This window comes from Shewanella sp. SG41-4 (assembly GCF_014164505.1).
GTDB lineage: Bacteria > Pseudomonadota > Gammaproteobacteria > Enterobacterales > Shewanellaceae > Shewanella.
The window spans coordinates 15,486-30,211 of the sequence record NZ_JACJFI010000024.1; the positions used below are offsets into that span (position 1 = coordinate 15,486).

The 14,726-nt window shown below is 43.6% G+C and carries 12 protein-coding genes and 1 pseudogene; 4 read left to right on the forward strand and 9 right to left on the reverse strand.

Annotated features, from left to right (window positions below; all coding sequences use genetic code 11):
- Positions 1-23 precede the first annotated feature (23 nt).
- Genes H5202_RS04280 through H5202_RS04290 form a run of 3 tightly spaced genes read right to left on the reverse strand, consistent with a single transcriptional unit; the run spans position 24 to position 2,226 of the window.
- The gene (locus H5202_RS04280) at positions 24-1,613 is read right to left on the reverse strand and encodes a PepSY-associated TM helix domain-containing protein (protein WP_182770959.1); all 1,590 of its coding nucleotides are present in this window, start codon (positions 1,611-1,613) and stop codon (positions 24-26) included.
- Positions 1,614-1,648: 35 nt separating this feature from the next.
- Positions 1,649-1,906 (reverse strand): hypothetical protein, encoded by a 258-nt coding sequence (locus H5202_RS04285; protein WP_182770960.1) that lies wholly within the window; start codon positions 1,904-1,906, stop codon positions 1,649-1,651.
- Between the two features lie 2 nt (positions 1,907-1,908).
- Positions 1,909-2,226: a hypothetical protein gene (locus H5202_RS04290; RefSeq protein WP_182770961.1), complete on the reverse strand. Its 318-nt coding sequence runs from the start codon at positions 2,224-2,226 to the stop codon at positions 1,909-1,911.
- Positions 2,227-2,893: 667 nt separating this feature from the next.
- Here H5202_RS04290 and H5202_RS04295 point away from each other — a divergent pair.
- From H5202_RS04295 to H5202_RS04310, 4 genes are all read left to right on the forward strand, one after another.
- Positions 2,894-4,192 (forward strand): cytochrome c, encoded by a 1,299-nt coding sequence (locus H5202_RS04295; protein WP_182770962.1) that lies wholly within the window; start codon positions 2,894-2,896, stop codon positions 4,190-4,192.
- An 18-nt stretch (positions 4,193-4,210) separates the two neighbouring features.
- Positions 4,211-4,690, forward strand: a complete 480-nt coding sequence (locus H5202_RS04300) for a (2Fe-2S)-binding protein (protein WP_182770963.1) — start codon at positions 4,211-4,213, stop codon at positions 4,688-4,690.
- Positions 4,674-6,977 carry a xanthine dehydrogenase family protein molybdopterin-binding subunit gene (locus tag H5202_RS04305; RefSeq protein ID WP_182770964.1) on the forward strand — a complete coding sequence of 768 codons (2,304 nt, stop codon included), beginning with the start codon at positions 4,674-4,676 and terminating at the stop codon, positions 6,975-6,977. Before H5202_RS04300 ends, H5202_RS04305 begins: the two co-directional genes overlap by 17 nt.
- Before the next feature lie 258 nt (positions 6,978-7,235).
- Complete coding sequence (locus H5202_RS04310; RefSeq protein ID WP_182770965.1) at positions 7,236-8,174, forward strand: sensor domain-containing diguanylate cyclase; 939 nt, start codon at positions 7,236-7,238, stop codon at positions 8,172-8,174.
- Between the two features lie 65 nt (positions 8,175-8,239).
- On the opposite strand, the gene H5202_RS04315 is transcribed toward H5202_RS04310, so the two are convergent.
- The 6 genes and pseudogenes from H5202_RS04315 to H5202_RS04340 all read right to left on the reverse strand — a co-directional run.
- Positions 8,240-9,385, reverse strand: a complete 1,146-nt coding sequence (locus tag H5202_RS04315) for an HlyD family secretion protein (RefSeq protein ID WP_182770966.1) — start codon at positions 9,383-9,385, stop codon at positions 8,240-8,242.
- A 2-nt stretch (positions 9,386-9,387) separates the two neighbouring features.
- On the reverse strand, positions 9,388-9,771 hold the full coding sequence (locus H5202_RS04320) for a DUF3302 domain-containing protein (RefSeq protein WP_182770967.1): 384 nt from the start codon (positions 9,769-9,771) through the stop codon (positions 9,388-9,390).
- Between the two features lie 248 nt (positions 9,772-10,019).
- Complete coding sequence (locus tag H5202_RS04325; RefSeq protein WP_182770968.1) at positions 10,020-11,075, reverse strand: hypothetical protein; 1,056 nt, start codon at positions 11,073-11,075, stop codon at positions 10,020-10,022.
- 6 nt (positions 11,076-11,081) lie between these two features.
- A complete protein-coding gene (locus tag H5202_RS04330) occupies positions 11,082-12,131 on the reverse strand; it encodes a hypothetical protein (RefSeq protein ID WP_182770969.1) in 1,050 nt (349 codons plus the stop codon).
- Positions 12,132-12,755: 624 nt separating this feature from the next.
- Positions 12,756-14,120, reverse strand: coding sequence for an argininosuccinate lyase (argH, locus tag H5202_RS04335; protein WP_162022035.1), 1,365 nt, complete (start codon positions 14,118-14,120; stop codon positions 12,756-12,758).
- Between the two features lie 153 nt (positions 14,121-14,273).
- A pseudogene (locus H5202_RS04340) lies at positions 14,274-14,726 on the reverse strand (argininosuccinate synthase domain-containing protein); the annotation flags it as partial.

Below are 14,726 nucleotides of genomic sequence, written 5' to 3' on the forward strand. Positions count from 1 at the left end.
AGGTTTAGTTTTATTACAATTCGCTATCCATTAGCGGGAGTAATATTTTTAACCATTGCTGGCTGCGACCGAGGTGATACACCTAACTTATTGGCGGTCCATAAACACACTGCCGTTACCAGCATCATGCCAACTTGTATCCCGATGACCCCATGATAACCACTTTGCCATAACGCTATTATTTGCTCAGAAAATAACAGCCAATCTGCAACAATCGTGATGATTAATATGCCACTGGTGAGTAACAGCAACTGGCTGAGATGACGCTTAATATCGGTCACTTTTATACTGCACAACATAACGAGCAATAGTGACGTTACAAAACACCCCACTAACCATTCACTTCGCCCTGATAAGGTTGCAGGTAATAGTCGCTCACACAAAAATCCAACTGCTGTCGCGACAATAATGCCACCACAGCCACCAATCGTCATCGCGGTTACGATAGCAATACTGCGCTGTGAAGATTGGCGCTGAGCACTGCGCTTATTTATCCATAACATATTGCCGGTAACAATCATGGCGCTGATGGCCATCGCCAAAATAAAGTACAAAATACGGATATCTAAGCCAGCAAAATTACTAAAATGCAAGGTCACTAATACATCTCTACCCTGGCGGAATACATTGTAATTATCGGCATTAACCTTATCCATCACAGTGCCATCCTGCACCCGGTAGGTCACTTCATCTCGTTGAGCAAAATTAACCGTGTCGGTTCCACGCACTTGTACCAGAGCATTATCGGCGCCGTAATGATGGAGAATAATATTACGTAACTCAAAATTCGATTGCTGTTTAGTTTGTTCAATTAAGGTAAATGCATTGCTCATATCCAGTGACGTTTCACTTCGCGGTTCGCTGGTACGGTTAAAACCGGCATCGTTAAACAATGCTTGTCGATCGCCCTGATAAATAAACACCACAAAAGCCAGTTGGAACACTATGGCCAAGTTAAGGATCAAGCCGCTTAGTGCATACATCAAGGTAAAGGGAATTGTCATTACTCCGACTACAGTATGAAGATCGAGTAATTTATCCCGGCGCTGTTTATCAACCCGATACAAAAAGAAATGTTTCAGTAATTTACGCGCATGGATAAAAATACCTGACACGAGTGCAAACAAAAAAATCAGCGTCACGACCCCAATAAGATAACTGCCACCGGGTAAATCAAGGTTGTAATGCAAGCGGTAAATAAATTGCGATAAGTAAAAGTCATCTTTGCCCGCAACGGTTTCGCCGCTTTTAGGGTCAACCAATATCGCCATCGACTGGCGGTCCGATTGCGGAGCATCTCCAAACACATCGAAGTAAAAAATATAATAAGGTACTAGCTCAGTCGGCATATTTATTCGAAATCGGCCAGCTTGATCTACTGGGTATTCAGCCAACTTTTGCTCTACCAGTTTCACTAAAGGAATATCTGCTTGGGTATTATCGACTGGATGATGAGGCGTAATGGCCCACTGGGCAATTTCATCGTGAAACAAGGTCACCGCGCCAGCCCAAAATGCCAAAAACAGTAAAGGTGAAATAATTAACCCAAGCCAACTGTGGGCTTCGATGAGATTTTTAACGACTTTGTGCTGTACGGGAGAGTCTGGTTTCATTGAGGTATTCATGACTTAGGTTTGAGAAAAAATAGTTAGTTTTGCGAATAAAATAACAACGTATTGATAAGGCTACTGGCCACAAGCCATTTTGTGCATACAACACTCGCTGCTTTTGCGCTGTTGCGGCTATAACAAAATGTCATCACCCCAACCCACACACAAAAACCCAGCATTAGTCCAACAAATAGTTTTACATCTACTGCAGCCGGTAATGTTCGAAAAACAATGAGCATTAAACTGATCGCCAGTAATAATCCCCACAAAAATGCAGCAACAGATTTAGGCCACATGGTTATTTAACCCCAACAAGTAAGATACTGACAAACAGCGCAAAGCCTAACGAACTCACCCAGATACTACGACCTTTATAGTGCGAGGCCACCAGCACCAGTAATATCCACATGGTCATCATGCAAATCAGCACCACTAAACTGGCAACTAATACGCTGTAAGTATGGCTAAATCCCCACACTGCGAACAACACTGCCAAACCGCATAAGCTCCAAGCCAGTAATTTAGGAAAAGGCAAACTAATAAGCTGTTGCTTGTCAGATGCCAAATAGGCAAACAAACAACCAAGCCATAAAGAAGATACACTGATAAGTTCCATCTAATTTCAATCCCAAGCAACTTAACGCAAATGATAATGATTTGTATTTATTATCCGTAATATTTTCGTCAAATACAAGTTGATTGTGTTCAAGCCTTTAGGATTAGCTGTCTGAATGTGACCTATAACTGCTGTAGCGATATCTTGTGGCTTAATCATGGTTGTAGAAATTGTCAGGTGAACAAACATATCGAGGGAAAATAATCGCTGAGGCAAACAATCACAATATGAAATAACTTTTTGGCGATGAAACAAGCTGACCACAGATGAGTAAATAGCCGCTAACCACCAACATAGGCCTTAATGGCCAATAACAGCTTTTTCGTCAGTGTATCCGACACGTTTTTAATTTGTAATTGCCACTCATGTTAATCATAGATAACTAAGATTAACGCAACATAGTCGAAACCTTAAAAGTGGTGGATTAACAGCGGATTAACCAAACCTAATTATTTAACAATCCTCATGTTACTTGTCAACACAGTGCTGTATTATTTTATTCTAATACAATGAAAGATCCGTCAATATCAATGCTGGACAAAGGGCCATCTCTTGCTTAGGATTAATATTTGACCAATCACAATAATAATACAAAGTCGAACAGGGAATGTTAGATGACATATTCCCTTCTCTATATCATTTTCTATTTAAAATAAGGCAATGTAATATGCTAAAGCGCATCGTTTACAGCGTATGTGGCGCAGCTATTGTTGGACTAGCTATTTTCAGTATATATGCTTGGCACCCTGCAATTGATCCCGTCGTACCAACACAAAAAAATTATGCTCCAGAGGTTATCGAACAGGGTAAAATCCTTGCCGCAGCAGGCTATTGTAGTACTTGTCATACACCACCTGGTGGCACAGCCTATGCCGGTAACTATGAAATGCATACTGATTTTGGCACCATTTATTCAAGTAACATCACTCCTGATGTCGAAACAGGCATTGGTAGCTGGTCGCAAGCCGCTTTTGCTCGCGCTATGCGCACGGGTGTGAGCCGCGATGGACATCATTTATTGCCTGCGTTCCCTTATGAACACTTTAATAAAATGACCGACGATGACATTAACGCGATTTATGCTTACATCATGACGTCTGTTCCGGCGGTTAACCAAGTCAAAAAAGACAACGGCATTGCGTTTCCTCTCAATATAAGATGGTTTCAAGCGGGTTGGAAACTGCTGTTTGCAGACACTCAAGCTTTTGAGGTTAACAGCAAGCAATCTGCCGAATGGAATCGCGGTGCTTACTTAGCGGAAGGTATTGCTCACTGTGGTGCATGCCATACTCCACGCAATGCTTTAGGCGGCGAACAGTACGCCCAAATGTACCAAGGTGCAGCCATTGATGGTTGGATAGCACCATCATTAACCTCTACTAGCACTTCACCTATCCCGTGGCGCGCGCAAGACTTTTATGAATACCTAACTACGGGTAACTCGCCTTATCATGGAAGTGCGGCAGGCCCAATGGCGCCGGTTATGCACAAAGGCCTGTCTGCTCTGCCAGACAGTGATATAGAAGCCATTAGTGGTTACTTTGCTGAAATTGCCCGTACCAATAACACCGACGAGCCTGACTCAAGCAGCACCTTGCAAGCAGCAATAGCGGCACAACATCAACAACCGGATCTGCGGATTGATGAAGGTGCACGTTTGTATGCGGCAGCTTGCCAAGCATGCCACTACAGCAGCGACCAGTTAGTTAAAGGCCGCCCGTTAATTACTATCGGTTCGGCAACACATCTTAATAATCCAACTAACCTGATTAACGTAATACTGGATGGCGTGCGTAGCGATCAAGGCATTAGCGGTATTGTAATGCCAGGATTCCGTGATGCACTTAGCGATGAAGACATTACTGCTATAGCAGCTTATTTACGTCAAGCAGCTGGGGAAAACACCTGGCCGAAATTACAACAACAAGTGGGCGAGATCCGCAATCAACCCCGATTTGAGCACTAATTCACTGGAGAAGTGACAATGGCAAAATTTATTTTAAACGGCAAACCGATGACTGCCGATGTAGAGAGTGATACTCCTCTACTGTGGGTTATCCGTGATGAACTGGACATGACCGGCACCAAATTTGGCTGTGGTATTGGTACATGTGGTGCCTGTACCGTCCATGTTGGCGGACGTGCCACACGTTCATGCATAACCCCTATATCGTCAGTTGAAGGAGCCGAAATCACTACGATTGAAGGACTTTCTGAAAAGGGCGATCACCCATTGCAAATATCTTGGCAAAAGCTGCAGGTACCACAGTGTGGTTACTGTCAGTCGGGTCAAATTATGCAAGCTGCAGCGCTACTAAAAGACATTCCTGAACCTTCAGACAAAGACATTGACGCTGTGATGGGCGGAAACTTATGTCGTTGTATGACCTACGTTCGTATTCGTGGTGCCATTCATGAAGCTGCAAACGCAATTAAGGAGAGCAACGATGAGCAGACTGCCTAAACGTGGATCGGTGGGTATTACCCGCCGCGGTTTTTTAATTGCGATGACAGCGGTAGGTGTCAGCTTTGGTTTTCCTCGTCATTTGATGGCGGCAATGGATCCTGCTAGCCCTGACGGTAAAGTATTACCTAGCGAAGGTGACATTTACGAACCGTCTTTATGGTACTCAATCGATACCGCCGGTAAAATTAAAGTCAACATTATGCGCTCAGAAATGGGCCAACATGTTGGTACCGCTATTGCGCGTATTCTTGCTGATGAACTAGAAGCGTCATGGGATGATGTCGAGATTATCCATGTCGACAGTGATCCACGCTGGGGTTACATGGTTACCGGCGGCAGTTGGTCTATTTCCCAAAGTTGGCCTGTTTACCGTCAAGCCGGTGCTGCGGGTCGTACAGCGTTAATTGAAGCTGCAGCTAAAAAATGGGGTATTGCAGCTAAAGACTGTAAAGCCAGTAACGGTAAAGTTATCTCAAGTAAGGGCGAGCTGTCTTACGGTGAATTAGTCTCTTTAGGCCTAACGCGTCAGTTTACTGAAGAAGAACTGAAAACCCTGCCGCTAAAGCCTAATGCCGATCTTAAACTGGTTGGCCAGCAGGTGACGTCTCTTGATATTGCCAACAAGACTAACGGTAAAACCATATTTGGTATCGACGCGAAAGTTGATGGCATGGTGTACGCCAACCCTATTTTGCCCCCTACTCGTTATGACTCTAAAGTGGTTAAGTTTGATGACTCTGCAGCAAAAGCAGTAAAGGGTTATCAGCAAACTATCGTACTAGATGATGCCAGTGGCAGCGTGCCTGGTTGGTTAATGGTTATCGCCAGTAGCTTTAATGCGGCCCAAAAAGCTTCGAAGCTGGTAAAGGTTACATGGGAAGCGGGTAAAACGGCAAACGTGTCTGAAGCAGATATTATTGCTCATGGTAAGCAATTACTTGCCGACCAAACCAAAGGCAGTCTTTTAGACACAGGCACTGTTGACACAGGGCCAGCATTTGCGAGTGCGAAAAGTACCATTGCAGAAGAATATATCACCAGTACGGTACTCCATGCGCAAATGGAACCGCTTAATGCTTTGGTATTTAAAAACCAAGACGGTATTTGGGAAGTGCATTCAGGTTGTCAGTGGCAATCACTTACTCTGCCCGTATTAGCAACGGCGTTAGGCGAAGAAGAAGCTAACATTGTTATTCGCACCTATATGTTAGGCGGTGGTTTTGGCCGTAGACTTAACGGCGACTACACCATTCCGGCTGCGTTGACCTCTAAAGCGTTAGGCGGTAAACCGGTTAAAATGGTGATGATTCGTCCACAAGATATGCTATTTGATAGTGCGCGTTCGGCATCTGTTCAACAGCTAAAAATGGCATTTGATGACAAAAAAGCGGTTACTGCAATGGAGCATCACGCTACTGCAGGTTGGCCAACTCAAGTCTTAGCGCCAGGGTTTATGCCTAAAGGCACCAATGGCGAACCGTATGATCCGTTCTCGATTGCCGGAGCAGACCATTGGTACACTGTTGGCGCTCAAAAAGTACGCGCGGTATCGAATGATCTGGCCATTGCGACATTCAGACCGGGTTGGTTACGTTCAGTTGGACCGGGTTGGACAAGTTGGGCTGTTGAAAGCTTTATGGATGAGGCTGCACATCATGCTGGTAAAGATCCATTGCAGTTCCGTCTCGACATGCTCATTGCTGAAGGCCGAAATGCCGGTAGCACACCAGTAGCCGAAGGTGGTGCAGCTCGTCAAGCCGCTGTACTTAAAAAAGCTGCCGAGATGATTGGTTGGGGCACACCACAAGCCAAAGATACAGGGCTTGGAATTGCATCTACCTTTGGTCAAGAGCGTGATATGCCAACATGGGTATCGTGTGCAGTACAAGTTCATGTCGATAAAACCAACGGTATTGTCAATGTGCAGAAACTGGTTATCGCCATCGATGCCGGTATTATTGTTGACCCAAATGGCGCTGAGGCCCAATGTCAGGGCGCTGCACTATGGGGATTATCTATGGCGTTGTATGAAGGTACTGAGCTGCTTAATGGTCAGTATAAAGACTCAAACTTCGATACTTACACTCCGCTGCGCTTAGGTCAGACACCGGAAGTTATCATCGAATTTATCCCAAGCAAAATGCCACCATCTGGCTTAGGTGAACCGGCAGTAACCCCCGTTGCTCCAGCGATTGCTAACGCAATCTATCAAGCTGTAGGTGTGCGGTTACGTAAAATTCCGATGAAACCTAGCGAACTAAAAAGCGCATTAACTAACGCGTAATTAATCTGCATTAACAGCCCAGTCTTTGTAATAATGACTGGGCTTTTTTATGCTTGCTGCACCTCATCGTTATCATTCTTTAGACTGAGGGATAAATAATTTTATTTCCCCCTACTCGATTTAAAAAACGTCAATAAAAACAGTGGACAAGCTTTGTTCCTCCAGCAGCAGAGTCATAGCACCGGTTGGTTTGTTACCAAAAAGTAACGTTTTTCCTTTATAATTACGCCCAAGTATCGTCACATTGTTGAGTATCCTATGCCGCAAAGTCCACCTGTCAATTTAGAGCCCATCCTCTTGGATGCATTAAAACTCACTCCAAATTGTTTCGGTGTACTCAACCAAGATAAAGAAGTTATCTACTGTAATCAGCACTTCGCCAGCATCTTTGGCACTACCACAGAAGATGCTATTGGCAAAAAATCAGGCGATTTATTACGCCACGCTTGGGAAACTAAGCAAGGCGTTATTATCAATACTGATGATTTTGAACAATGGCTGGAAAATCTGCATAAACTGCATTCAGAAAAGGCTCTAAACCAGTATGAAACAGACCTGTCTGATGGGCGTTGGTTTAAAATGACCAGGATTAACGTAGACAGTGGTTACACCATTATTATGGGCGCAGATATCACCAACCTAAAACAGGCACAAACATCACTAGAACAAGCACATCAACAAATCGAAAGTTTAGTGAATACAGATCAACTAACTGGGGTGCATAATCGTCGCTCATATAACCAATTAGCAAAACAAGAATGTGCCAGAGCGATCAGATTTAACCAACAGTTATCCTTGTTGGTTATCGATATCGATTACTTTAAAGTGATTAATGACAATTTTGGTCATGAGGGCGGAGATAGCATACTTAAACAGTTTGCCCAAATATGCAGTGATTTACTGCGCCAATCAGATTCATTGTCCAGAATCGGTGGTGAGGAGTTTACCATCATCTTACCGATGACCGACGGTGAAGGTGCAATGATCATTGCTGAGCGTATTCGAGAACATATTGCCAAACACTCATTTCATACCACTCAAGCAAATAGCAACATTAAGGTTACCGTATCTATTGGCGTAAGTTCATTAACCGCCGAAGACAAGGTAATACAAGACCTTTTTAGCCGAGCAGACATGGCTATGTATTGCGCCAAACGCGGCGGCAGAAACCAAGTACAGCAAGCACAGACTGTATAACTTGGTTTCATATTGCCACCATTATTGAGAAAAATGTTTAAACCCTGGAGCTCATAAAACCGAGGTTAATGCCCTTCAGAAAACAAATAATTTAACCAGCCCTGCATTCTTAACAATACCTTTCGCATTACCGCAACATGGCTAAAATGATCGGTATAAATAGCCACTTGCCCAGCGACGCCAGCGGGTAACGATTGTCTTATTGCATCATCCTCTAGCTCAATCAACACCAACACTCGTCCGCGTTGAAACAACTTACTTGATGACTGTAAATTACCGCTAAATTGGATCTCACCTTCTGCCATTGCAGGGAGTATTTTGGCGACTTTACCTTTAAATACCTGTCCAGGCATGGCATCTATTATCACTTCAGCTTCATCACCTTCTTTAAGGCGTAATAATGAGTTTTGCCAAAAAGCACCTGCAAAGTATCTTCTCTCATCTGGAATAAAAGTCAGAGCTGGGCGCAAAGGTATAGGCACGGCCATAACACCTTTTCGCAGCGCTAACTGAGTGACAACGCCATCAGCAGGCGCTCTGACAACGGTTTGCTGTAAGTCATACTCGGCCTTGGCGAGTTCAGCTTGTAGACCTGCTACTTTAGTATTAACACCGTCAATATTTGACTCATATGCCAAACGAGTCCGCAGCTCTTCAGCTAAAGCTCCATCAAGTTGTGCTGACGAAGCAATGTATAACTGGCGGCGATTATCGAGTTCAAGTTCAGTAAACGGTGAATTACGCCCCGCTTTTTTACGACCATCTTCATAGCGACGATAGACTGATTCAGTACGATCTTTATCTGCTGTAGCTTGTTCAACTTTGGCAGTAGCAATTTGAAACGCTGCTTCAAGCTGTGGGACTTGCAGCTCTGCTTCTTTTAAAGCCGCTTTTTTTTGCTTAACCATTGCGAGGTAAGGTATTGGGTCAATTTTAAATAACACCTCACCTTCTTTCACCGGTGTGTTCGGCTTAACATTGACTTCGATAACCAATCCTTTAACTGCGGGTACAATCGGAATAGTGACAAAATACTCGCGAGCAAACCGTGAATAAGGATGGTTATAATTCATTAAAATTAATAAAGTACCAATTAACACAATTCCGCCAAGAATCGCCGTCGGCACCGTCCATTTTGTTAACGGAATTTTAAATACTTTAAAAATGGCGATACAAAATGCGGTATAAGTCAGTATGAGTAGTAAGTCCATGCTTATGCCTCTTGTGAGTGTTCATCTGAAACCGGAGGAGTCGTGACAACAGAACGTTGCTCTAATAGCGATAAACGATCAGTTAACGCTGTGACATGATTCATTAGCTCTTTAACTTCACCCTCGAGTATCAATTCTCGCTTTCTCGAGTCACTAAATCCCCAACCTCTATCTTCACGATATAACGTGGCCCAAATCCATAAAAATGGCCAAATAGCATGCAACGTAAATAAGCTTACCCAACCAGCAATATGCAATGCATCTTGCTGTGGATGATTACGTTTTTTCGCAATCTCGTAAGGGATATCATGAATCGCAATAATGCCGTAAAACATAAATATCACGACAAAAAATATAATCCCTAGCGCAAAATAATCTAAAAACATATCAGCTCCCAATTTCAATTTATTATCATCAAAGTGTCCTTGCTTAAATAAACAATGAACCCATTTTTAGTATAGAACTGATTAACAAAAACACATTGAAACGATTCAAATAACGAAGAGACTGACCTGATTTTTTACACGAATTATTGCTATAAACATGGAAACTTTGATGTTAGTTATGCACAAAAAAAGCCCGCGTTATTGACTAACGCGGGCTTTTAACTCATGTAAGTTACAACAACTAAAGCCTAGTCTCCGGCCATTTCTTGCAAAAACTCAAGTCGCTGCATTTCTTGTTCATCGGGTTGCCATGGTTCATCAGATAACGACTCAACAGCAAAGTCGCCTAGCTCATAGGCAGGCTCTTCACTGTGGCCATACTGAGTTAACTCGCCGGGTACTGCAGGACGGAGCTCTAATACAAATGTGCTCAGAACATAAGGACCTTTATATTGCGCTAACACTCCTTTATAGGCTTTAAGATCCAGTACCACAGAGCCTTCAGTCAGCTTGGCGGAACCCGTTAGCAAGGCAATCGGCTGTTTATCTGCTGTATATAGATTGGCCCGTAAACGATAATAACCCGCTTGATCTACATCCAATTTAACCGGGATTAACATATCGCTGCCTTCAGCGCGGATATCCCCCACTCCGGTTATTGTTGCCGTAGGATGGCTATACTCTATGCCGGTTTTTAATGTTTGCTTTTTGCCCTTGGCGCTAAAAGTAACACTGACTTCCATTGGACCATTCCAATCCTCTTCCGCATTCAGTTGTATCGCCCATTTGCCATCGGCACCTAGCATGGTTCCACTAATTAATGGCTCAGATCCACTTGCAAGCTCACGGTGTAATGCTGCACTTGCCCCAGCAACAAGTAAGCCATTCACCTCAAGATTAATGACCACAGGTTCAGGAAAACTAAAACGATACTTAGTTAATACAATACTGGCACTGGCTCCATCTTGGAGCTGCACTGGTTGAGTAATATAAGCATTTGGGTTAAGTAAGTGCGAATCATCAGCCGATAATGGCATTGAGTAAGACGGTAACTCAAGCTCACTAGCATAAGCCTCTGCCATAAGCTGAAAACTGTCGCTGATCGGTTGTGGAAGCTTTTCAATCACGGTCATCGATTTAGCTTGCATGGGTTTTACCACTTTTGGTTTACTCGGTGCAGTATCATCTAGCTCAATAACAGCCGCACTCTGAGTCGGCTCAAGTGCCGACTCAGAAGTGTAAACCCAAAACCCTACTGCCGTAGCTAGCAGGGTTATCGTTATGACGATTTTTTTATATTTCATATACGCTTAGTTAGCTGCCTGATACACAAGTGCTGACATACTGGTTTTATTCGAATTACTAACCACTCTATAACGTGAACTAAATATCCACCAGCCACGTTTTTCATCATAGGTGTTGAATTGTAAGCTATCGCCATTGAGATAACTGGCGCGACTGTTAGCAGAAGTCACATCATCTTTAGCGCTATTTAAAATAGTGTCGCCATGGCTATAGCCTTCACTCATCAACATTGGGTAGTGATAAGGCATAAATCCACTTGGGCCATTAGTAGACGTGAGCTTGCCATCAAATGCCACACTGCGCGAACAACTGTCGTAACTGCCAACGGCTGCTGCACCACAACTAGAATGACTGGCAACAACGCCATCATCTTCGCCGGGTAAAAATGCCCCTGTCACACCGAGAAAGTCAGATCCTGCCCCAGCAAAACGTAAACGAGGTACTCGGCTTTCAGGAAACGCAGCTAATTGGCGTGCAGTATTTACGCGTAGATCATTCAATACCCCAATATTGGATGACGACGGCAGTTCTCCTAACCATAACGACACTGCCAGTTTTAATGTTGCATCAATCAAACCTGAACCACTGGCGACATTAACCGCCAAATCAGCCAATTCAACCCCACCACCCGCGCCAGAAAAGTCAAATGTGGCGACAATATTAAGCGGCTTTAAACCTGCGTTTTGCAACCATAGCGCTTGGTTATCAATAATATAGCGCATCACTAAATCGCCAGTAGAATGGGTCACAAATACACAACCGCTGGCACATGTCCCCTCACGCGACAACTGTTGCAATTTAGGCCACACATACTGACTGGTTATTTTATTGGCAATACGCTCTTGCGATGGCCAATCAATGCGTGCATCAGCACGATCTCGCCAATATTGCGCCCAGTACTCTGAACCATTGTCAGTTACCTGCGTGCCTGTCGGTTTACTCTGTAAATCATCCGGTTGAAAGCCATGCACTAACACTACTGGGTAGCTACCAACGGCTGCTTGAGCTGCGCCAGTTAATAAGCCTGCCAACAGTAAAAGTATCGATTTTGTCATTGGGTTGTCCTCTTATTTTATCTGCTGCAGCGCCAACAGCACTGTTAACAGAACTTTATTATTTTGTTACTCATATTGGATTTTTTATTACAACTCCAACATCAACATAGAGCAGAATCAAAACAATGCAACCACAAAAATTCGGCCTATTTATCGTAAAATAGACCTATTGTTTGAATTAACAGATAACAATTTAAACAGGCTAGCATTCCAGTATTTAGCATTAGGCAATAACAACTCAAATGCGACGTTATGGTATTTGACACAGATGTTTTAAGTAATTACTCAAACTTGTAAAAAAAAATTAACCGTGTGTTGGAATAGCTATCTTATCAGTACTATCTTTGAGTGATATCGATGAGTGATATCGATAACTAGAATGGTGGGAACAAGAGGTACTTTTGCCTAAATAGAGAATCCATCAGAAGCGATAAAAATGACCATAACCACAACCTTTGTATACGCAGCATGGTTAAATAAATGACTGTTCCATAGTGTGATCGACCTATGGAAAGTTAGTGACGAAAACAAACAAGCCCCGCCAATGAATATCAACAGGGCTTGTTGCTAATGCCTATTTCGATGCTCTCAAAATTGACACTTATAGTAGCGATGCTTTTATAGTTATGCTTTTTTAGCCGCGATGGCTGCTTGCACTTGATTAATGGCAGTGCCTCCTAATACATCACGTTTTTCTAAACACGCTTCAATCGTAAGGTTTGGATACACATCATCGCTAATCACATTGGCAAATTTTTGTAGCTCAGCCACGCTTAAGTCTTCAATCGGCTTTTGCTCACCAATGGCAAATACCACCACCTCGCCCACTACATGATGTGCTTCACGGAACGGCATGCCTTTAGCCACAAGATAATCAGCAAGTTCAGTGGCGTTAGCATAACCTTGTTGAGCTGCTACCAAGGCTTGTGGACGGTTAACTTTTAAGCCCGACAATACTAATGCAGCCATGTCTAAGCAAATAGCCCAGCTGTCGACCACATCAAACAAGCCTTCTTTATCTTCTTGCATGTCTTTGTTGTAAGCCAATGGCAAGGCTTTCATGGTAGTTAAAATACCCATTAAGCTGCCATAAACACGGCCGGTTTTACCACGAATAAGCTCTAAGGCATCGGGGTTTTTCTTTTGCGGCATCAGTGATGAGCCAGAAGTGACTTCATCGGCTAGTGAGATAAAATTAGCTTCGCCAGAATTGAAGAAAATTAAATCTTCAGCCATGCGGCTTAAATGCATCATGCTGATTGACGCTGCGCTGCATAATTCAACCACATGGTCGCGATCCGACACACTGTCTAAGCTGTTTAAGGTTGGGCGAGCAAAGTTTAATGCCGCCGCTAACGCGTGGCGATCAATTGGGTAAGCTGTACCTGCTAGTGCGCCTGAACCTAGCGGACATGAGTCGGCACGGCTTAATGCATCTTGTAGGCGACTAATATCACGCTCATACATTTCAACATAAGCTAGCGCCCAATGGCCAAATGTTACTGGCTGTGCACGCTGTAAATGGGTGTAACCTGGCATAACGGCATCGACTTCACGCTCGGCTAATGCAATTAACTCTGCATGTAATGTACCTAGGCGCGCAAGTAATGCTGCACCTTCTTTTTTGCACCACAATTTTAAATCTGTGGCGACTTGGTCGTTACGCGAACGGCCCGTGTGGAGTTTTTTACCTAAATCGCCCACTTTGGCAATCAGCTTTTGTTCAACAAAACTGTGTATATCTTCGGCGCCGTTGCTGATAATAGCTTGTGGATCATTACCCACTTCCACCAGCAATTCATTTAAAGCCGCTTTTAAATCGATACATTCTTTAGCAGTAATAATGCCTACGCTAGCAATGGCGTCTGCCCATGCGATAGAGCCGACAACGTCTTGTTCAAATAAGCGGTAATCCACTGGCAATGAGTCATTAAATAACTTAAAAAGTGCACTGGTTTCGCCCTGAAATCTTCCGCCCCATAACGCCATGTCGGTATCCTCTGTTTTGAAAACTGTTTTAAGAACTGGGTGTTTAATAATATAGCTGTAAGTCATATTCTCTTTCTTGTAATGACTCTCTGTTTGCCAAAAGTCATTATAAGAAAGGCGCTTTACAGCGCCTTTATATCGTTGGCGTAAAATCTATTTAGTATTTAGCGCTCGAATACGGCTCGCTAAAGAATATAAACGGATAAAGCCTTCAGCATGTTTTTGGTCGTACACATCATCTTCACCAAAGGTGGCGAATGATTCTGAATACAAGCTGTTTGGTGAACGCTTTTTAACAGCTGTCGCCTGGCCTTTATACAGCTTAATCACTACATCGCCGTTAACCGATTCTGCTAATGATTCTGATGCTGCAATAAGCGATTTACATAAAGGCGTAAACCAACGACCGTCGTACACTAGGTGCGACATTTGGCCAGCAATTTGCTCGCGCCAAGTACGGCTAGTTTTGTCTAGTACCAATTCTTCAATGGCACGAAGACCAGCAAACATTACAGTACCGCCTGGTGTTTCGTAACAACCACGAGACTTCATGCCCACTAAACGGTTTTCAGTAATGTCGATACGACCTACACCGTGTTTGCCAGC

Coding starts and splice junctions, on each gene's coding strand:
- H5202_RS04300 (WP_182770963.1), top strand. CDS start 4,211: ATGGCAAAATTTATTTTAAACGGCAAACCGATGACTGCCGATGTAGAG.
- H5202_RS04295 (WP_182770962.1), top strand. CDS start 2,894: ATGCTAAAGCGCATCGTTTACAGCGTATGTGGCGCAGCTATTGTTGGA.
- H5202_RS04285 (WP_182770960.1), bottom strand. CDS start 1,906: ATGTGGCCTAAATCTGTTGCTGCATTTTTGTGGGGATTATTACTGGCG.
- H5202_RS04290 (WP_182770961.1), bottom strand. CDS start 2,226: ATGGAACTTATCAGTGTATCTTCTTTATGGCTTGGTTGTTTGTTTGCC.
- argH (WP_162022035.1), bottom strand. CDS start 14,120: ATGGCGTTATGGGGCGGAAGATTTCAGGGCGAAACCAGTGCACTTTTT.
- H5202_RS04315 (WP_182770966.1), bottom strand. CDS start 9,385: ATGGACTTACTACTCATACTGACTTATACCGCATTTTGTATCGCCATT.
- H5202_RS04305 (WP_182770964.1), top strand. CDS start 4,674: ATGAGCAGACTGCCTAAACGTGGATCGGTGGGTATTACCCGCCGCGGT.
- H5202_RS04320 (WP_182770967.1), bottom strand. CDS start 9,771: ATGTTTTTAGATTATTTTGCGCTAGGGATTATATTTTTTGTCGTGATA.
- H5202_RS04280 (WP_182770959.1), bottom strand. CDS start 1,613: ATGAAACCAGACTCTCCCGTACAGCACAAAGTCGTTAAAAATCTCATC.
- H5202_RS04310 (WP_182770965.1), top strand. CDS start 7,236: ATGCCGCAAAGTCCACCTGTCAATTTAGAGCCCATCCTCTTGGATGCA.
- H5202_RS04330 (WP_182770969.1), bottom strand. CDS start 12,131: ATGACAAAATCGATACTTTTACTGTTGGCAGGCTTATTAACTGGCGCA.
- H5202_RS04325 (WP_182770968.1), bottom strand. CDS start 11,075: ATGAAATATAAAAAAATCGTCATAACGATAACCCTGCTAGCTACGGCA.